Origin of the sequence: Rhodococcus sp. Leaf278 (genome assembly GCF_001426085.1) — a bacterium.
In the GTDB taxonomy this organism is placed as follows: domain Bacteria; phylum Actinomycetota; class Actinomycetes; order Mycobacteriales; family Mycobacteriaceae; genus Rhodococcoides.
The window spans coordinates 174,133-192,759 of the sequence record NZ_LMRR01000043.1 but is presented as its reverse complement, the minus strand read 5'-3'; the positions used below and the strand labels follow the sequence as shown (position 1 = coordinate 192,759).

The 18,627-nt window shown below is 62.7% G+C and carries 13 protein-coding genes; 6 read left to right on the top strand and 7 right to left on the bottom strand.

The window, feature by feature from the left end; all coding sequences use genetic code 11:
• Positions 1–23 precede the first annotated feature (23 nt).
• Both ASG84_RS24030 and ASG84_RS24025 read right to left on the bottom strand, forming a co-directional pair.
• On the bottom strand, positions 24–1,394 hold the full coding sequence (locus ASG84_RS24030) for an NAD-dependent succinate-semialdehyde dehydrogenase (protein ID WP_057479547.1): 1,371 nt from the start codon (positions 1,392–1,394) through the stop codon (positions 24–26).
• Between the two features lie 89 nt (positions 1,395–1,483).
• Complete coding sequence (locus ASG84_RS24025; protein ID WP_057479465.1) at positions 1,484–3,115, bottom strand: flavin-containing monooxygenase; 1,632 nt, start codon at positions 3,113–3,115, stop codon at positions 1,484–1,486.
• 221 nt (positions 3,116–3,336) lie between these two features.
• Between ASG84_RS24025 and ASG84_RS24020 the strand changes: the two genes are divergently transcribed.
• Entirely contained in the window at positions 3,337–5,061 is a 1,725-nt protein-coding gene (locus ASG84_RS24020) for a sigma-54-dependent Fis family transcriptional regulator (RefSeq protein WP_057479464.1), read from the top strand.
• 7 nt (positions 5,062–5,068) lie between these two features.
• On the opposite strand, the gene ASG84_RS24015 is transcribed toward ASG84_RS24020, so the two are convergent.
• Positions 5,069–5,965 carry a LysR substrate-binding domain-containing protein gene (locus ASG84_RS24015; RefSeq protein WP_057479463.1) on the bottom strand — a complete coding sequence of 299 codons (897 nt, stop codon included), beginning with the start codon at positions 5,963–5,965 and terminating at the stop codon, positions 5,069–5,071.
• 86 nt (positions 5,966–6,051) lie between these two features.
• Here ASG84_RS24015 and ASG84_RS24010 point away from each other — a divergent pair, with 86 nt between their 5' ends.
• The 4 genes from ASG84_RS24010 to ASG84_RS23995 are packed head-to-tail and all read left to right on the top strand — an operon-like array spanning position 6,052 to position 10,466.
• Positions 6,052–7,230 carry an acyl-CoA dehydrogenase family protein gene (locus ASG84_RS24010; RefSeq protein WP_057479462.1) on the top strand — a complete coding sequence of 393 codons (1,179 nt, stop codon included), beginning with the start codon at positions 6,052–6,054 and terminating at the stop codon, positions 7,228–7,230.
• Positions 7,227–8,441: a CaiB/BaiF CoA transferase family protein gene (locus ASG84_RS24005; RefSeq protein ID WP_057479461.1), complete on the top strand. Its 1,215-nt coding sequence runs from the start codon at positions 7,227–7,229 to the stop codon at positions 8,439–8,441. Before ASG84_RS24010 ends, ASG84_RS24005 begins: the two co-directional genes overlap by 4 nt.
• A gap of 31 nt (positions 8,442–8,472) precedes the next feature.
• Positions 8,473–9,201 (top strand): 3-oxoacyl-ACP reductase FabG, encoded by a 729-nt coding sequence (gene fabG / locus ASG84_RS24000; protein WP_057479460.1) that lies wholly within the window; start codon positions 8,473–8,475, stop codon positions 9,199–9,201.
• 50 nt (positions 9,202–9,251) lie between these two features.
• On the top strand, positions 9,252–10,466 hold the full coding sequence (locus ASG84_RS23995) for an acetyl-CoA C-acetyltransferase (RefSeq protein WP_057479459.1): 1,215 nt from the start codon (positions 9,252–9,254) through the stop codon (positions 10,464–10,466).
• An 82-nt stretch (positions 10,467–10,548) separates the two neighbouring features.
• Here ASG84_RS23995 and ASG84_RS23990 read toward each other — a convergent pair whose 3' ends face one another.
• From ASG84_RS23990 to ASG84_RS23975, 4 genes are all read right to left on the bottom strand, one after another.
• Positions 10,549–12,012 (bottom strand): benzaldehyde dehydrogenase, encoded by a 1,464-nt coding sequence (locus ASG84_RS23990; protein ID WP_057479458.1) that lies wholly within the window; start codon positions 12,010–12,012, stop codon positions 10,549–10,551.
• Between the two features lie 48 nt (positions 12,013–12,060).
• The gene (locus ASG84_RS23985; RefSeq protein WP_235581817.1) at positions 12,061–13,587 is read right to left on the bottom strand and encodes a GMC family oxidoreductase; all 1,527 of its coding nucleotides are present in this window, start codon (positions 13,585–13,587) and stop codon (positions 12,061–12,063) included.
• A gap of 142 nt (positions 13,588–13,729) precedes the next feature.
• A complete protein-coding gene (locus tag ASG84_RS23980) occupies positions 13,730–14,827 on the bottom strand; it encodes a helix-turn-helix domain-containing protein (protein WP_268793506.1) in 1,098 nt (365 codons plus the stop codon).
• Between the two features lie 887 nt (positions 14,828–15,714).
• Positions 15,715–16,638 (bottom strand): DUF1942 domain-containing protein, encoded by a 924-nt coding sequence (locus tag ASG84_RS23975; protein ID WP_057479455.1) that lies wholly within the window; start codon positions 16,636–16,638, stop codon positions 15,715–15,717.
• Positions 16,639–16,946: 308 nt separating this feature from the next.
• Here ASG84_RS23975 and ASG84_RS23970 point away from each other — a divergent pair, with 308 nt between their 5' ends.
• Positions 16,947–18,626 carry a Mu transposase C-terminal domain-containing protein gene (locus ASG84_RS23970; protein ID WP_057479454.1) on the top strand — a complete coding sequence of 560 codons (1,680 nt, stop codon included), beginning with the start codon at positions 16,947–16,949 and terminating at the stop codon, positions 18,624–18,626.
• Position 18,627: the final 1 nt, after the last annotated feature.

Genomic DNA, 18,627 nt, shown 5'->3' with positions numbered 1-18,627 from the left:
TGAAGTGGAACGGTCGGGGCGGATCAGAGGGTGCGAACGAGCTTCTTGTTCGCGAATTCGTCGAGACCGAAACGGCCGAGCTCGCGGCCTATTCCGGAGGTCTTGACGCCGCCGAACGGCATGTCGGGCGCGCTCTTGATGGTGGTGTTGATGCCGACCATGCCGACGTCGAGTCGGTCTGCGACGTACGCAGCTTCGGTGTCGTCAGTGGTGAACACGGCACTTCCGAGGCCGAACGGTGAATCGTTGGCGAGATCGATGGCGGCGTCGGTCGAGTCGACCTTGTGCAGCACAGCGACCGGTCCGAACAGTTCCTCCCGGTATGCCCGCATGTCCGGGGTGACACCGGAAAGCACGGTCGCGGGGTAATACGCGCCGTCGCCGTCGGGGATGGATCCACCGAGGTGCACCGTGGCACCCTTCGAGACGGCATCCGCGACCTGCTCTGCGATCTCGTCGCGTCCGCCGACGGACGACATCGGACCCAGGCGCGTGGCGGGATCCGTCGGGTCGCCCATCGTCCAGGACTGCGCCGCCGACACGAACCCATCGAGGAAGTCGTCCCACACCGAGGCGTCGACGATCATTCGCTTGGACGAGGTGCATGCTTGGCCTGCGTTGCCGAACCGGCCGGGGACGGCCGCGGCGACCGCATCACCGAGGTCAGCGCCGGCGAGCACGATGAACGGGTCCGAGCCGCCGAGCTCGAGCACGGCCTTCTTCATGTATTTCCCGGCCAGTTGCCCGATGATGCTGCCCGCGCGTTCGGATCCGGTGAGCGATACGCCTTGTATGCGTGGATCAGCGATGAGATCCGCGATCTGGTCGCTGGAGGCAAAAATGTTGCGGTACACGCCCTCTGGGCTTCCTGCATCACGCAGCATCGCCTCGACGGCCAAGGCCTGCTGCGGGCAGTTACTTGCATGTTTGAGAAGAATCGTGTTGCCCAGCAGGAGGTTCGGAGCGACAAACCGCGCGACTTGGTAGTACGGGAAATTCCAGGGCATGACGCCGACGAGTGCTCCGATAGGTGCCGTACGCACCAGGGCCCGTCCGGAACCGGCGATGTCGAGTTCCTCGTCCGCGAGCAGGTCCTGACCCTTGGTCGCGTAGTACTCGAAGATCGACGCCGAGAGCTTCACTTCGCCGCGGGCCTGAGCGATCGGCTTGCCCATCTCGAGTGTCATCAACTCGGCGAGTTCGGTTTCGCGCTCCCGATGCAGATCGGCGACGCGCTGAAGAATCGCAGCGCGTTCGGCCACTCCGGTGGTCCGCCACGTTCGATACGCGCTGTCGGCGGCGGAAAGCGATGCCATGACCTGCTGGTCCGACAGAGTCTCGAACTTCGCCACGATGGCGCCTGTAGTGGGATCGGTGCTTGCGTACTTGCTCATCGGCATGTCTTTCGTTGCAGGACGCCGGCCGGGCGACCGGTGTGGGTCACCCGGCCGGCGTGGTCGATGCAGTGTCCTCAAGGGAGGGGTCAGGCAGGCTCGAGCGCGTCCGATTGCGTCAAGAAGCTCGGGTAGCCTGATGCCTTCTCGTTGTCGAGGACCGAGCGATATTCCTTGATGCCGCCGAGGTAGAACATGACCGTGCGCTTCTTGCCGGGGATGTTGGCACCGAAGATCCACGACGCAGCCTTCGGGAAGAGCGTCTGGTCGGCGATGTCGGCGCAGATGTCGGTCCATTCGGTCTCGATGTTCGGCTTCGCCTCGATCCAGCCCATGGAGTTCTTCTCGATGGCCCCGATGGTGTCGGAGATCCACTCGACCTGCGTCTCGATCGAGGGCGGCAGGTTCGTGAACGGTCCGTTGGGGCCGAGGATCATGAACATGTTCGGGAAGCCGGTGGTGGCCATTCCGAGGTAACTGGTCGGCCCGTCCTGCCAGTGCTCTTTCAGGCTTTCGTTGTTGCGCCCGCGGATGTCGACCTTGACGTAATTGCCGTCGACAGCGTCGAAGCCAGTGGCACAGATCAACACGTCGAGCTCGTGGAGTATGCCGTCCTCGGTGACAATGCCGTCGGCCGTCAGCTCGCGGATGGGGTTCTCGCCCACGTGTACGAGAGAGACGTTGTCTCGGTTGAACGTCTCGTACAGTCCCGAGTCGCACAGGGGCCGGCGAGCGTAGAGATCTGTGGGCGTCAATTTGCGCCGGGTCTCCGGATCCTTGACGATCTCTGCGATCTTGCCCCGAATGAACTTCGCCGCTTCCTCGTTCGCTTCTGGATTGGTAGCGATGTCGCAGAACGTCTCAAACATGAAACGGAAGCCACCGCCCTCGTCCCATGTCCGCTGAAAGATCTGCTGGCGCTCCTCGTCGGAAACGCTGAACGTCTCGACCTCACTTTCGACGAATCCCATTGCAACACTGGAGTTACGGACCTGGTCCCAGTTGGCCTCGAAGTTCTCCTTCTGGCGGGCCAACTCTTCGTTGGACAGCACCCGGTTGCCGGCGGGAACGCTGTACTGAGGGGTGCGCTGGAACGAGGTCAGATGTCCGGCGATCGGCGCGACCGCGGTGATCACCTGACCGCCTGTCGATCCGTTGCCGATGACTCCGACGCGCTTGCCGGTCAGATCCAAATCCTCGGGCCATGCGCCGGTGTGCACCAACCGGCCCGCGAAGTTCTCGATGCCCGGGAAATTCGGCACGTTCGTCGCCGACAGGAGGCCGAGGCCGTTGACGAGATACTTGGCCTTGTAGGTGATTCCACGGTCGGTGGACACGGTCCAGGTTCCGGCAACCTCGTCGAATCGGGCCGCGGTCATGGTGGTCTCGAGCGCAACGTCTTCGCGCAGCGAGTAGCGGTCGACGACACCGTTGAGGTACTCCAAGATCTGGGGCTGACGGACGAACTTGGTGTTCCAGGTGGTCTGGTCGTACAGGTCGCGATCGAACGAGTACTGGTAGACGAAGCTCTCCGAATCCGACAGGGCACCCGGGTACTTGTTCCAGAACCAGGTGCCGCCGACCCCGGAAGCCTTGTCGATCGCGATGGCGGTCAGGCCGAGTTCACGCCGTAGCTTGTAGAGCATGTAGATCCCGCCGAAGCCGCATCCGACGACAAGCGCGTCGATCTCACGGATCTGATCGGGTTCGTGTGACGCCATGTGATTGCTCCTCCGGTCTCGCGACCTATGTGGTGTAGTTCACTTCCTCTGGTCACAATGGTGAGGTGGAGCACAGGTGTCTGGTGTGTGCCAATCTGGAACACCCGGATATGAGTGCGCTGAACTGCAGTTATTCCTGTGTAGTAGTAATGATGTGATGATTGTTGCAACCTGCGAGTGTTTGGGTTGCGGACGAACGAATGGTTAGAGGGCGAGAACCTATGAGCGATGCGGTGCGCGAGGCCAAGCGGCATCTGATGCGCGCAGGCTTGCTGTCCGGTGCTCCCGACGAGGGGGTTGTTCCGGACCTGATCCTGCGGAGCTGGCGTCGCTCGATCGGCAACAGCGCTGACGCTACGATGCCGTCGCAGAAGTTCGACGAGATCGATACCGACTCCATCCTGCGCCGCGCGGCAGATCCGGTACTCGACCGCTGGCAGGACCAGCTCGTGGACACCGGCACGACGCTGTTCCTCAGTGACCGTGCCGGCAGCATCGTGGCCAGGCGCGCAAGCGATAGGGGATTGCAGCGAAAGCTGGATCGGGTTAATGCGGCAGAAGGGTTCGACTATTCGGAAGACTCGATCGGAACCAACGGTCTCGGTACCTCGATGGTCGAAGGCCGAGCGGTGTACATCGAAGGCAGCCAACACTTCAACGAGTCACTGTCCGTACTGGCGTGCGCGGCCGTTCCGGTTTACACGCCGTCGGGTCTGGTGATCGGATCGGTGTCGCTCGGGGGACCATTGGCCATCGCAAGTTCGCTGATGGTCACCCTTACCAAGGAAATCGGTCAGCAGATCGAAGAACGACTGAAGGCGGCTGCACGACCGCAGGACCTCGCTTTGGCAATGTCGTTCATGCGCTACGCCAACTCTCGTCGTCCCACGGTCATCATGGACCGAGAGACGCTTCTGGCGAATACACCCGGATTGCCTTATGTGAGCGTCGATTCGCATGTAGTTCTCTGGGATCGCCTCAGTGCACACAATTGGGCGCTCGCGAACACAGCTCGCTGGGATATCGACGCAGGCGCGGTGGCGGTGACAGCTCGTCGAGTCGTCGAGGGAGCCCGCGACTACTACGTGCTGCACTTCGCTCCCGTCCCTCGAGACGAGGTTTCGACGGCCGGCCCCATCGTTCCAGGCGCCCACGTCGACACTGCTTCTCGGGAAACAGTGAAGGCAGCCGTGACGGTGATCGACGGTCCGCGTGGATCCGGTCGTGCATCTCGTGCACTGGATGTGCGAGCCGGTCGGGGAGAAGGCGGAGAACTCGAGGTCGTCATTCTGTCCGCGGACACGGCAACGCCGTGGTCTGCGGTGGCAGACCTCCTCAAGGGCGGCCGAGATGTTCTGATCCGAAGACTGGAATCGGTGCAGGACAACGAAATTTCTCCCGTCGCGGCGCTGGTACAGGATCACCGTGAGGCGGTCGCCGCAGGTAGGCGAAACCAGTTGCTGATCACCACCTGTGCCGAAGTGTCTTCATCCGAAGTTGCTGCGTTGGTAAAGCTTTGGGGTATCGACGCCAGAACGGAGGCCCTCTCCGCCACGCCGGATCGCATCCCGGGGCTGGTCCGCAGCATTCTCGATCAGGTGGACACAACGCGACGGCATTCCATGTCCCCGACAGCTCTGCAGTCGTTGATGCAGTGGGATTGGCCCGGCAATATCGCGGAATTGACGGCGACCGTGAGCGCCCTGGCCTCGAGCGTGACGGCATCGGTGATCGAGCGCCACCACCTTCCCGATCACCTGCAACGGGCTCCCGCACGTCGAAAGATGACGATGATGGAATCGGCGGAGCGCGATGCCATCGTCGAGGCATTGGACCGCGCTGGTGGGAATAAGTCGGTGGCGGCAGAGCTACTCGGAATCGGCCGAACGACCCTCTATCGCCGTTTACGTCAACTCGGCCTGGACGATGGTGAGGCGTCGCTGTAGGTGCCGCTCACGAGTCGACTTCGTCGAGAGCGACTACCTTGTCCAGTACTACGCGCAGTGCTGGGTTGGTGTTGTCTCGGCGCCACGCAGCTCGCATATCCACATCTGCAGTGGTGTCGTCCAGAGGGACGAACACGACGTGTGGATCGGTGACGTTGCTGGCTACCGAAGCAAGGGTCAGGTGGCACCCCACCTCGGCGGATACCAGGGCCAGGGCGGTCTGGGTGTCGGGCGCGATCTGAACGACGTCGGGGACGAAACCGTGCGCGTCGGCCAAGCGGCGTAGTCGATCGGGGAGTACCGATCCTTCGTGCAATGGCAACGACACGAAGTGTTCCTGGGCCAGCTGTTCGATTCCGATGTGTCGTGCATCGGCCAGAGGATGTGTGTCGGCGAACGCGACGACGAGGTGGTCGGGCATCACGACCTGGGACTCGACGGTGGACGGAATGACGTCCCATCTACCGAGCGCAATGTCGGTGTCCCCGCTCAGAAGCCTCTTCATGGCCGGCTGAGCGAAGTTTTGGCTCGAGAGTTCGAGTTCGATACCCGGGTGCTGCGATCGAACGAGTCGAGCCAGTCTGGCGACCATGCGGTGTGTCGACACACCCGCGAACGCGATCCGCACGAGTCCGGTCTCGCCGCCGTCGGCCGATACGACCGCGTTCTCAGCGGTGCGCATCGCTTCCAGCACTGCCCGGGCGGGATCTATCAAGGCCTGGCCGCTGGCGGTCAGTTTCACCGAACGGGTGTTTCGGTCGAACAGGGTGGCACCGAGGTATTTCTCGAGCTGCTTTATGGTGCGACTCAACGGCGGCTGCGCGACGTGCAGACGCGCGGCCGCACGTCCGAAGTGGAGCTCCTCGGCCACCGCGAGGAACGCGCGAAGCTGTTCGACGTCCACTCGAGCTCCTTTGTTGCAAAATTGTCAAAACAGAAGTACCAATTAAGTATTGGACTGATGGTAATGCAGTAACCGATAGTTGTCCCATGGATACGCTGAATCCCGATGTACCGGACGACGTCTTCGCGGACGTGCTGAAGCAGATCTCGCATTTCGTTCGCTCGCGTGTGGTGCCGCGTGAGCTCGAGATCATGAACACCGATTCGATTCCCGACGATCTGCGGAAACAGTCCGCGGAGATGGGGCTGTTCGGTTACGCGCTTCCGCAGGAGTGGGGCGGGCTGGGCCTGAATCTGATCCAGGACGTCGAGTTCGCGATGGAACTCGGCTACACCTCGTTGGCGTTGCGCTCGATGTTCGGTACCAACAACGGGATCGCGGGGCAGGTGCTCGTTGGCTTCGGTACCGAGGAGCAGAAGTCGAAGTGGTTGCCGGGCATGGCAACCGGCGACATCGTCGCCTCCTTCGCGCTGACCGAGGACGGAGCCGGATCCAACCCTGCGGGCTTGAGGACAACGGCGAAGGTCGACGGCACTGGGTGGGTCATCAACGGCAGCAAGCGGTACATCACGAATGCTCCGATCGCGAACATGTTCGTCGTCTTCGCCAAGCTGGACCCGAAACCGCAGAGCGGCAACGGTATCGCGGTTTTCCTGGTCCCTGCCGACACCGCCGGGATCGAGGTGGGCGTCAAGGACGCGAAGATGGGCCAACAGGGCTCCGGCACGGCCGATGTGAACTTCACCGACGTGCGGGTCGAGGCCGACGCGCTGGTCGGCGGCACCGGCGACATCGGGTACAAGGCGGCGATGACCTCGCTGGCACGGGGACGGGTACATATCGCGGCGTTGGCCGTCGGTCAGGCGCAGCGTGCGTTGGACGAATCCGTGTCCTATGCCGCGGCGTCCACTCAGGGCGGCGAGCCGATCGGGAACTTCCAGCTGGTGCAGGCCATGATCGCCGATCAGCAGGTCGGTGTGATGGCGGGCCGGGCGATGGTCCGTGAAGCGGCTCGGTCGTGGGTGCTGGAGACCGATCGACGTATCGCGCCGTCCGCTGTGAAACTGTTCTGCACCGAGATGGTCGGCAAGGTCGCCGATCTGGCCGTCCAGATCCACGGCGGCGCCGGCTACATGCGTGAGGTGCCGGTCGAACGCATCTATCGGGACGTGCGACTGCTCCGACTGTACGAGGGCACCAGCGAGATACAGCGGTTGATCGTCGGTGGCGGACTTGTCCGGGCCGAGCAGAAACGCAACTCGTGAGCCTACCACTCGAAGGCTTCACCGTTGTCGCGATAGAGCAGGCCGTCGCAGCACCGCTCGCCACCCGAAATCTCGCCGATCTTGGTGCTCGTGTCATCAAGGTCGAACGCACCGACGGCGGAGACCTGGCGCGGGGTTACGACCATGCCGTCCACGGCACCGGAGCGCACTTCGTGTGGCTCAACCGGGGCAAGGAATCACTTGCGGTAGATCTGAAGTCGGTGCAGGGACGCGAGATTGTTCGCGGACTCATCGACCGAGCCGACGTGTTCGTCCAGAACCTTGCCCCTGGCGCGGCAGAGCGTCTCGGTTTCGGTGCCGACGAATTGCGGACTGCGAACCCGCAACTGGTAGTGGTGAACATGTCCGGATTCGGCAGAGGTGGTCCCATGCAGGACCGGAAATCCTACGACATGCTGATCCAGGCCGAATCGGGCTTGATTTCCATCACCGGAACTCCGGACGAGCCAGCCAAAACCGGAATACCTACCGCTGATATCGCGACCGGAATGTACTGCGCACAATCGGTTCTCGCGGCGTTGCTGCGGCGCGGACGAACCGGCGAAGGCGCGACCATCGATGTCTCCATGCTTGATTCGACCGTAGAGTGGATGGGTCACGCGATGTACACGCAGATGTACACCGGTGCGCAACCTCAGCGTATGGGTGTGAGCCACAGTTCGATTGCGCCCTATGACGCCTACCCGACGCTCGATGGTCAAATCCTGATCGGTGTGCAGAACGACCGGGGCTGGCGAACGCTCGTCTCGGATGTACTGAGCGTGCCCGAGTTGTCGGACGACCCGCGTTTCGCGACAAACGTTCTGCGCGTACAGAACCGCACCGAATGCGACGCTGTCGTCAGCGCCCGTACCTCACAGTTCACGACAGGGGCCCTGGACACGAAACTTGCGTCGGCCGGCATTCCTGCAGCGCAGGTGAAGCAGATGGATCAGGTCGTCGCCCATCCTCAACTCGTCGAACGTGATCGATGGCGCACGGTCGGCACCGAACACGCAACCGCGCGGGCGCTACTACCGCCGGCTACGTTCTCCGATCACGAAGCGCCCATGGGCGATGTTCCCGCGCTAGGCCAGCACACCCGCGCGTTGCTGATGGAATCCGGTAAAGACTCAGACGAAACAGACAGCCTTCTGCGCCAGGGAATTGCCATGCAAAACGCAGCCTTCGATGCGGACTTCGCCCGATGAGAGTCGGCACCACCACAGGACAGGACATTTCATGATTTCAGGACGTACAGCCGTCATCACCGGTGGCGCGCAGGGCATCGGTCTGGCCATCGCCACGATGTTCGCGGAGAACGGCGCAAATATTGTCATCGGTGATCTCGACGAAGCGAAGGCGAAAGAAGCCGCAGATGCCCTACCCGTTGACGCAGTCGGCGTTCGCTGCAACGTCACCTCGGCCGACGATGTACAGACCCTGGTGAACACGGCTGTGTCGTCGTTCGGGTCGATCGACATCATGGTCAACAATGCGGGGATTACCCGTGACGCGACGATGCGGAAAATGACAGAGGAGCAGTTCGATCAGGTGATCGACGTGCACCTGAAGGGGTGCTGGAACGGCACGAGAATTGCTGCAGGCGTCATGCGAGAGAACGGTGGGGGATCGATCATCAACCTGTCGTCGATCTCGGCGAAGGTCGGTTTCGTAGGGCAAAGCAACTACTCGGCGGCCAAGGCCGGGATTGTGGGACTGTCCAAGGTCGCGGCCAAAGAGGTTGCGCACCTGGGTGTTCGGGTCAACGTGATTCAGCCGGGACTGATCAAGACGGCGATGACCGAGGCCATGCCGCAGAAGGCGTGGGATCAGAAGATGTCTGAAATACCGATGCAACGTGCGGGGGACCCGCGTGAGGTTGCCTCGGTGGCGTTGTTCTACGCGTCCGAGCTGTCGTCGTACATGACCGGCACCGTCTCCGAGGTCACCGGCGGCCGATACATGTAGCGATCGATTCCATCTTTCGTTATCCAATCCCGTCTCGATAAGGAATCTTCATGCCAGACGCTGTCATCTGTGAACCGCTGCGCACACCCGTCGGACGATTCGGGGGAGTGCTTCGCGATGTGTCACCGCAGCAACTCGCCGCCGTCGTGATCGAAGCGCTTTGCGCCCGTACCGGACTGGAAGGCGGTGTCATCGACGACGTCATTTTGGGACAGGCGTCGCCGAACGGCGAAGCACCGGCTATCGGACGGGTTGCCGCATTGGATGCGGGTCTCGGTATCGATGTTCCAGGTGTGCAGGTCGACCGTCGGTGCGGGTCCGGACTGCAGGCCGTCCTACAGGCGTGCATGCAGGTGCAAACGGGCGGTAGCAATCTGGTCTTGGCCGGCGGTGTGGAAAGCATGAGTCAGGCCGAGTTCTACGCAACCGGAATGCGATGGGGGGTCAAGGCCGAATCGGTAGCGCTGAGCGATCGACTGGCCCGAGCCCGTGTCACTGCGGGTGGGACAAACTTTCCTGTTCCCGGCGGGATGATCGAGACCGCCGAGAATTTGCGAGCAGAGTTTTCGATCAGTCGTGAAGATCAGGACGAACTTGCAGTGCAGTCGCATCAGCGCGCCGTGGCCGCGCAGAAGAACGGAGTGTTCGCCGAAGAAATTGTGGGGGTGCAGGTTCCGCAGCGGCGTGGTGATTTGATCGTGGTCGACACCGACGAACATCCGCGTGCCGACACCACTGTCGATAGTCTGGCGAAGCTACGTCCGATGCGCGCGATAATCGATCCGGCCTCGACCGTCACGGCAGGTAATGCCAGTGGTCAGAACGACGGTGCCGCCCTCGCGATCGTGACGACTCCGGAGCGTGCAGCCGATCTCGGGCTACGGCCGATCGCCCGGTTGGTGAGTTGGTCTGTTGCCGGTGTACCGCCGCGGACAATGGGAATCGGACCGGTCCCGGCGTCCGAGAAAGCTCTCGGGCGTGCAGGGTTGACCATGGCCGATATGGACGTCATCGAGTTGAACGAGGCCTTTGCCGTACAGACCTTGGCGGTCCTGCGGACATGGGGCATCGAGCCGGACGATCGTCGGCTGAACCCGAACGGCTCGGGCATCTCGCTCGGCCATCCGGTCGGTGCCACAGGTGGCCGGATTCTCGCGACCCTCCTTCGCGAAATGCGGCGGCGTGATGCTCGCTATGGGCTGGAAACCATGTGCATCGGTGGCGGGCAGGGTCTCGCTGCCGTCTTCGAGAACATCAGTCAGTAGTAGCGCGTGCCGAACTCGAAGTCGTGGACGCATTTCGCTGAATATGCCTGCATAACTTCGAGTTCGGCGCAGTCGGCGTCGGTCAGAACGGGAATGGGTGAGCGTGGTCGCGGACGGTGAGCCACTGCCACTGGGTGAACTCGTCCCAACTGCTCTGGGTACCGAATCGTGCACCATTGCCCGAGGCACCGGTTCCACCGAACGGGGCATACGCATCGTTGTTCAGTGTCTGGTCGTTCACGTGGACAATTCCTGTGGTCAGGCGGTCTGCGAGATGCCTGCCCCGATCGGCTGATCCGGTCTGGATCGCGGCGACCAGACCGTACTCGGTGTCGTTGGCGACAGCAACGGCCTCGTCCTCGTCGCGCACGACGATGACGGGGGCCACCGGCCCGAAGATCTCTTCGCGGAATGCGGCCATCGAGGACGTGACTCCCGCGAGAACGGTGGGCTCGTAGAACAATTCGCGATGCATGCCGCCGGCGCGAACCTCTGCTCCGGCCGCCACGGTTTCGGTGACGATGCGGTCGACGTTCTTCAGCTGCGTCTCGTTGATCAGCGGTCCGAGAGCTACCTGCTCGGTGAACGGGTCGCCCACCGGAAGGTTCTTCGCCCGAGCGGCAAGGCGATCGAGGTACTCGTCGGCCACGGACTCGAGCACGATGTGCCTACCGGCGGTCATACAGACCTGCCCCTGATGCAAGAACGATCCCCACGCGCCTGCGGAACTGGCCGCTTCCAGATCGGCGTCGTCCAAAACGATCAATGCGTTGTTGCCCCCGAGTTCGAGGGAGACGCGCTTGAGGGTGCGTCCAGCTGCCTCACCGACTTTCCGTCCGACCGCCGTGGATCCGGTGAACGAGACCATGCCGATGCCGGGATGTTCGGCAACCGCGGCCCCGGGCTCGGCGTCGCCGGGCAGGACGTGAAACAGTCCCTCCGGGACGCCGGCCTCCTTGAGGAGTCGGGCGAACAACAGACCTCCGGACACGGCGGTCTGTACATCCGGCTTGAGGACGACCGCATTGCCGAGAGCAAGCGCGGGAGCGACGGCGCGCATCGACAGAATCTGCGGGAAGTTCCAGGGACTGATCACGCCGACGACGCCGATCGGCACGCGACGGCCGACGCTGGAACGTCCAGCTTCGCTCGTGGGCAGCAGATGGCCGTAGGGCTGGGTTGGCAGAGCTGCCGCTTCCCACAACTCACTCAGTACGAGACCGACCTCGAACGCAGCCTTCCCCGGTACCGATCCACCCTCACGGATGAGCCATTCCTCGAACTCACCGCGGTGCGACTCGAGCAGTGTGGCGATCACCCGGATCACAGCTGCGCGTTCGTGGCCGGGGGTGGCTGCCCAGGCCGGCTGCGCTGCGCGGGCCCTGGCGACGGCATCGTCGACGTCGTCGGCAGTCGCCAGACCGATCTCGCCCAGGCTCGTACCGGTCGCTGGTTCGACGGTGCTGGTGGTGCCGCCGCCGCCCGTACGCCAACCGCCACTGTAGATCTGGCCGTGCCAGTCGGTTCCCAACAAAGTGTTGCTCACGCTCGTTCTCTTTCTTCAGAAGATTCTTGTACCGAATTGCTCTGTAGATCAACCGATCAGATCCGCAGCCTTCTCGGCAACCATGACCGTTGCCGCATTGGTGTTGACACACACGACTCTCGGGATGACGGACGCGTCGACTACCCGCAGGCCGTCTATGCCGTGTACCCGAAGATCCGGACCGACAACGGAATCGGGACCGGTTCCCATCGCGCAGGTACCCACCGGGTGGTAATAGGTTCCCGTGCCTCGGGCGACGTAATCTCGCAGTGCTGCGTCCGAATCGACCTCGGCACCGGGAAGCACCTCCGTCAGCCCCCATTCCGCGAAGGCGTCGGTCGCAGCGATGGTGCGGGCCACCTCGATAGCGCCGACCAGTCGGTCCACATCCGACGTTGCGGTGAGATACGCCGGATCGATCAGTGGCAGATCGTCCGGATTCGCTGTCGCCAGCCGAACGCTGCCGCGAATGTCGGGCACGGTGGTGACTCCGAACGTGATGCTGTTCTCCGGCGCGACCAGGGTCGGCTGGTGGAACGGCACGTGAATGAACATCAACTGCATGTCCGGACCGTTGAGCTCGTCATCGCTACGCCAGAGCATCGACACCTCGGCATGGTTGGTGGACGCGGGTGGAATCGGTTGCGCTGCTTCGTAAACGACGCTGCACAGCGGATGGTCGTGCAAGTTTCGTCCTACACCCGGTAGATCGTGGACGACGGGAATGCCGAGTTGTTGCAATTCCTCGGCCGGTCCGATCCCCGACAGCAGCAGCAACCGCGGTGAATCCACCGCGCCTGCGCTCAGAATGATGTCGTGTCGAGCCGACGCCGTCATCGGCTCCCCAGCACGGCGGTAGTTCACGGCGACGCAACGACCGTCGTCGACCACCAGGGACTGCGCCCGTGATCCGGTCGACACGGTCAGGTTGGGTCGATGTGCCTCGACAGGAGCGAGATAGGCCGACGCTACGCTGAGGCGGGCACCGTCGGAGATCGCCAGATCGTGCCACCCAGCACCTTCCTGCTCGGTGCCGTTGAAGTCGCCTGTGATCGGATGCCCGGCCTCGGCGGCCCCATCGAGAAATGATTGCGACACCGGATTGGGTGAGGCCGACGGAGCTGGACGCAACGGCCCCTTGTCGCCGCGGACCTTCGGGTCTCCATTTATGACAGTCTCGGACTTCATGAAATACGGCAACACCGCGTCGTAGGACCACGACTCGCCGGCGACGTCCGCCCACGCGTCGAAGTCGTTGCGGTGTCCTCGCAAGTGGACCATCGCATTGATCGAACTGCTTCCGCCGAGGGTGTGACCTCTCGGCCAATTGTGGACACCTCCGCCTGCCGCTTTCTGCGGAACTGTGTCGTACGCGTAGTCGACGTTGCTACCCCAGAGCGACGGCCAGGCGGGCGGTACTGCGAGGTCCGGGTGATCGTCGCGACCACCACTCTCCAGTAGCAAAACTGTGACATCAGGGTTCTCGCTGAGTCGTGACGCCAGTACGCAGCCGGCGGATCCGCCACCGACAATCACGTAGTCGAATGCATGGTCCATCTCGGTCAATCCTCTCACCAGTGACCGGCACCACACCGGTAGGTCCCCAGTGTGCGGAGCGGGGAGGCGTCGCGGTTGACGATTTCCGCCGCAATTCTTGCCAATTCACGCCGAGTTTCGGTGGGTCCCCTGCCGGACAACTTCGTTCGCACAGCGACGATCAGCCGCGTGCTACGCGTTCCGCCGATGGACTGATACCGAATTTGCTCTTGTACAGCCGGCTGAAGTGCGCCGCATCGGAGAAGCACCAACGCCCGGCGACTGCGCCGACAGTGGACCTCGCTGCCCGGGACGCGAGGAGATCTCGTCGGGCACCGTCGAGCCTCATATCACGAATAGTTGTTGTGACCGTCGATTTTTCGCCGATGAAGAGCCTGTCGAGGCTGCGCGAGGACATCGTCAGCGCCGCCGCAACGGAGTGGTGGCACAGACCTGGGTCGAGAAGGTGCTGCCCGATGTAGGTGAGTACGGCAAGTTTTCGCGCCTGCTCTCCCGGTTCCGACACGTCGATGTGCGCATCGGCGGTGAGGGCGCTGCCGATGAGGCTGAGTCCAGCATCGGCGAATCGCAAAGCCGAGCCGGGATCCACCGAGTCGTCGACCGTCTGTCTCAGCGCCGCTTGTACGAAGTATTCGAGTACCGCGCCGGGCCCGGCACCGACGTCATGAGGGCGCTGCATCGCGGCATGGATCAGCTTATGAGGTAACCGCAGCGCGTCGGGAGGGAAAACCATGACGGCACAACGCCAGTCGCCCTCGAGTCGAAGATCGTAGGCTCTCCGGGTGTCGTAGATTCCGAACTGTCCAGGACTGATGGCTAATTCGTTATCGCCTTGGCGCACCACAGCCCGACCCTGCAGCTGTACACAGATTTTCACTGCATCGGTCGGGCGTCTACGCACCGCAGAGCGGGTCCGTCGGACTGTCTGCGGCGAACCACCGACCTCGAATGTGCCCAGCGCACCGACGGTTCTGCCCGTGATCCGTCCAGCCAACGGACGGTCTTCGACACCCTCGGGCACCAGCCCAGCGAATGCCGCGCCGAGCTCGTCCCGCCAGCGTTCGTCTCGCCACTCCTCGATTTTCAGGGTCGCCTCACAGTGCAGAAACGTCCGACGGGTGCTGGGCCGCTGGGCCTGCTGCGCAGCCCCGTGGCAGCTTGCCCGGAAATGCGCGTTTCGGCCACGACCACGGCATTGATGCGGTGCGGAAGTACTATGACCAAGCCTCTCTGTGTGTGATGGAGTGACGCTGACCACATTAGTGTCTTCTATCCATTGCTGACAAAGACCTGAATCCGGTTGATTGATAAGCGCTAGCAATCAATACACGCCCGGGTCAGGCTCAGGTGTAGCCCTGATGTGACGGGGGTCCTTGGCGACTCGGTCGTCGGCAATCGAACTGGAAGTTTCTGAGAGGGCCCGATATGCGTGACATGTTGGGGCACGTACTGACGCTATGCCAATCGTCGGCGTCGCCTAACTGTCCGGAATGCGTCGTGCATGCGGTCGAACACGCTGAGTCTTGTGTTGTCTCCACGGATTGCGCCGTACCGTTCGAGGGTCGGCTGTTGTATTACTTTCCAGTAGGACGACTTCGCATATGTCCTGAAACAGGTGCGGAAACGGTCTTCGAGCGTGCCGCGAGCGTGTCACTACTCGGTGCAACTGGAATGGATCAGCGTGAATCGGCGTGGATGAAGAGGCCTGGTCAGAGGTAGGGCGATGGGTCCGGGTACGTCCACCGAAATCTAGTCGATCCAGCTGGGGGTCAAGGGGTCGCAGGTTCAATTCCTGTCAGCCCGACAGATAGTTACAGGTCAGAGGCGGTTTCGGAGAGATCCGAAGCCGTCTTTTTCGTGTGCGTGCCGCGAGGGTGTCACTGGTCGTTTCCTACAGGCCCAGAAACAGAGAATCGTCGGGTCCATGTGGACCCATTGACGGTCGGGTGTCGGTGCCGGATGGGCGAATGGACCAGGGTGGATGAAGCCACTTGACTCGGCGAGTTCGCTGACGAGTTGCTGCGGAGTCAATAGGTGTCGGTGCCGATTTAGAAACTGTGGGCTGAGACAGGTGGGGCTGGCTCGGGTTTCGCTTGGTCCGGCCCCTGTTGACGCGGTGCATGCATCTGCGAGGAGGGTTCGGGTTCAGCACGGGATGATGTAGCTCGGGTCTGTGGTGGAGTCGAGCCATTTTCCGTACGAGTCGCCGCTGGATGCTTTCACCGCGGCGCACACCTCGGGTTCGGTAGTGCCGGCGACGCGGTAGACGGCATAGATAGGATTCCCGTCGGTTGTGGCTTGTCGAAGCGACGCGCAGGAATTGTCGGTGCGCAGGTACTGCGAGCCTGGGTTGACGAGGAGTTGCGCGGCGACCTCTTCCGCGTAGCTGTTGGGATTGGTGGCTGAATACAGCACGACGATTCCTGTGCCGTCACACGACGGGACTGACATGGTGGAGGCAAGGCCGAGGTCGCCTCTCGCCGATCCGGTCGACGGCGTAGGTGCGGTCGCTGACGAGGGGGCTGCCGATGGCGCGGATGCTGCTGACTGTCCGACCCACTTCGCCAACTCGTCTCCGAGGGCACCGTTGTAGCGAATGGATGCAATCGGCGGTCCGGTGACGTCGAAGGCGACGACTCCTTTGAGGAGGTCGCCCGATGTGACGGTTGCTGTCGATAGTTGCCCGTCGACGGTCCCGAGGGCTGCGTCGTAGGAGGTGCCGTCGGCCGCCCTGGCGGTGAAATAGAGGGGATTGACGTTTGTGGTCCCTCGGATGCCTTCCAATGTGACTGTGATCTGCTGCAGTTCACCGGCGGCGGGGAGGCCGTACTCCGATCCTATTGCGGGGGTGAGAGTTTGGACGGTGATGCGAGTCGTCACGTCGTCGTCGGTGACATCCTGTGCTGCTCCAATCGGAACCGCCGCATCGGTCGGCGGCGCGGTAGCCACCTCGGTTCTGGTGGTGCTTTCCGCTGTTGGGACGCCATTGGTGCTGCTGCAACCTGTCAGCACGAGCGCGGCGATGGCAGGGACAAGGAGCCACGATGCTCCGGTGTACTTGCGCGTCATTGAAGCGTCCCGTTTCTGTGTCGATGGACTACCGATCACATATCTGCGTGCGATGTCGGGCGTTACATCTGAGCACCGGACGGCGTGATGGAGCTGGCAGAGGCGGAGCCCCCGTAGCCCGACGCGCCAGGGCTGTGGGGGGTGGGGGGTTAACATTGCCGCGCAAAGCACGACCTCTGTCAATTTCAGAAGACGGCTGCACTCGTTGCAGGCGTTCCGAGGGTGAGTGCACGTGTCTTCTGACATTCTGATGTCAGAAGTGCGGTGCACGGTCGCACGCTCGGCTCTCGGTGACAGGGAGGCTTGTGATGGACCCCGACAAGCTCGACGTCGTGGAGACCGGCGTGCTGACAGCGTCGGGGGAGCGGTGGTCTCAAGCTGAGGCCCGTTTCGCTGTCCTGGCTCCCTTGCTGGAGATGCATCCGGTGCGTTCGGAAGCGGTCGACGATGCCGCGCAACGGTTGGGATTGTCCAGGCGGCAGGTCTACACGTTGGTCGGCAGGCTCAGGAACGGGACGGGGACAGTCACCGATCTTCTGACGAAGGTCTCGTCGGGAGGGCGTGGCCGCAGCCGAGTGACGGCTGAGGTCGAGGAAGTGATCGGCGATCATCTCACCCGCTATTTTCTTCACCGCCAGAAGCTGAGTGTCGCTGCGCTGCACAGACGTATAGCACTGGCGTGCCACCGCGCGGGTATGCCAGTGCCGGCCAGAAATACGGTCACCGCGCGTATCGCCGCGCTCCATCCGGCATCGGTGGCCAGGTCACGCGGAGGACCCGATGCCGCCCGCCCACGTCAGTCCGCCGGCGACAGTCCACCGACGGTTTCGGGGATTCTCGATCAGGTCCAGATCGACCACACCGTCGTCGATCTGATGGTCGTCGACGAGTACGAGCGGCAACCGATCGGCCGCCCCTACCTGACGATCGCCATCGATGTCTTCAGCCGTTCCGTACTCGGGTTCGTCGTCACTCTGGAGCCGCCGTCGTCGATATCGGTCGGGTTGTGCCTGGGCCGCGTGTGTTGCGAGAAGCAGACATGGCTGGAGGCATGCGAGCTCGCGGAGCAGGTGCAGTGGCCGATGGCAGGGAAGCCGAAACAGTTGTATCTCGACAACGCCTCCGAGTTCAAAAGCGAAGCGCTGCGCCGCGGATGCGCCCAGCACGCCATCACACTCGAATACCGTCCTCCGGGCCGACCGCACTACGGCGGGATCGTCGAACGCATCATCGGAACGGCGATGACGGCGGTGCACGAGCTGCCTGGGACCACCTTCTCGAACCCAGCGGACCGAGGAAGTTACGACTCGGACAAGCACGCGGCGTTGACATTGCGTGAGTTGGAGCGCTGGCTGGTCCTGGCCATAGCCTCGTATCACGCGAGCGTTCACACAGGGATTGGGAACACTCCGGCCGCCGTGTGGGCCGGCGAGGTAGCCGCAGTTGGTCACGCCCCTCGTGTGGTGCTCGGCGAAACCGCGTTCCTGGTGGACTTTCTTCCCGTCATCCAACGACGTCTGACGCGCACGGGCTTCGTTCTCGATCACGTGCACTACTTCTCGAACGCGCTCAAACCGTGGGTTGCGCGGCGAGAGGACCTGGGGCGGTTCGTGATACGACGTGACCCACGCGATTTGAGCAGAATCTGGGTCCTCGAACCAGACGGTGCCGGCTATGTCGAGGTGCCGTACCGGACGATGTCACATCCCGCGGTGACACTGTGGGAGCACAGAGCTGCTATCGCCCGTCTCCGCGAACAAGGTCGGTCGAACGTTGATGAGAGCGCACTGTTTTCGATGATCGAGCAGATGCGCGAGGTCACCGACCGCTCGCAGAAAGCCACCCGCAAAGCCCGGCGCAACCGTGCCCGCCGCACGCATCTCAACGGTGCCGCGTCTGCACCGATCCCGGCGATCCACCCGCCGGTGGAGCCTCGAGCAGGCGGCGGCACCGCAACGCCTGTCTTCAGCGACATCGAGGAATGGTGAG

Excerpts from the sequence above, each read along its gene's own strand:
- ASG84_RS24030 (WP_057479547.1), bottom strand. The coding sequence starts at position 1,394 with ATGAGCAAGTACGCAAGCACCGATCCCACTACAGGCGCCATCGTGGCG.
- ASG84_RS24025 (WP_057479465.1), bottom strand. The coding sequence starts at position 3,115 with ATGGCGTCACACGAACCCGATCAGATCCGTGAGATCGACGCGCTTGTC.
- ASG84_RS24020 (WP_057479464.1), top strand. The coding sequence starts at position 3,337 with ATGAGCGATGCGGTGCGCGAGGCCAAGCGGCATCTGATGCGCGCAGGC.
- ASG84_RS24010 (WP_057479462.1), top strand. The coding sequence starts at position 6,052 with ATGGATACGCTGAATCCCGATGTACCGGACGACGTCTTCGCGGACGTG.
- fabG (WP_057479460.1), top strand. The coding sequence starts at position 8,473 with ATGATTTCAGGACGTACAGCCGTCATCACCGGTGGCGCGCAGGGCATC.
- ASG84_RS23995 (WP_057479459.1), top strand. The coding sequence starts at position 9,252 with ATGCCAGACGCTGTCATCTGTGAACCGCTGCGCACACCCGTCGGACGA.
- ASG84_RS23975 (WP_057479455.1), bottom strand. The coding sequence starts at position 16,638 with ATGACGCGCAAGTACACCGGAGCATCGTGGCTCCTTGTCCCTGCCATC.
- ASG84_RS23970 (WP_057479454.1), top strand. The coding sequence starts at position 16,947 with ATGGACCCCGACAAGCTCGACGTCGTGGAGACCGGCGTGCTGACAGCG.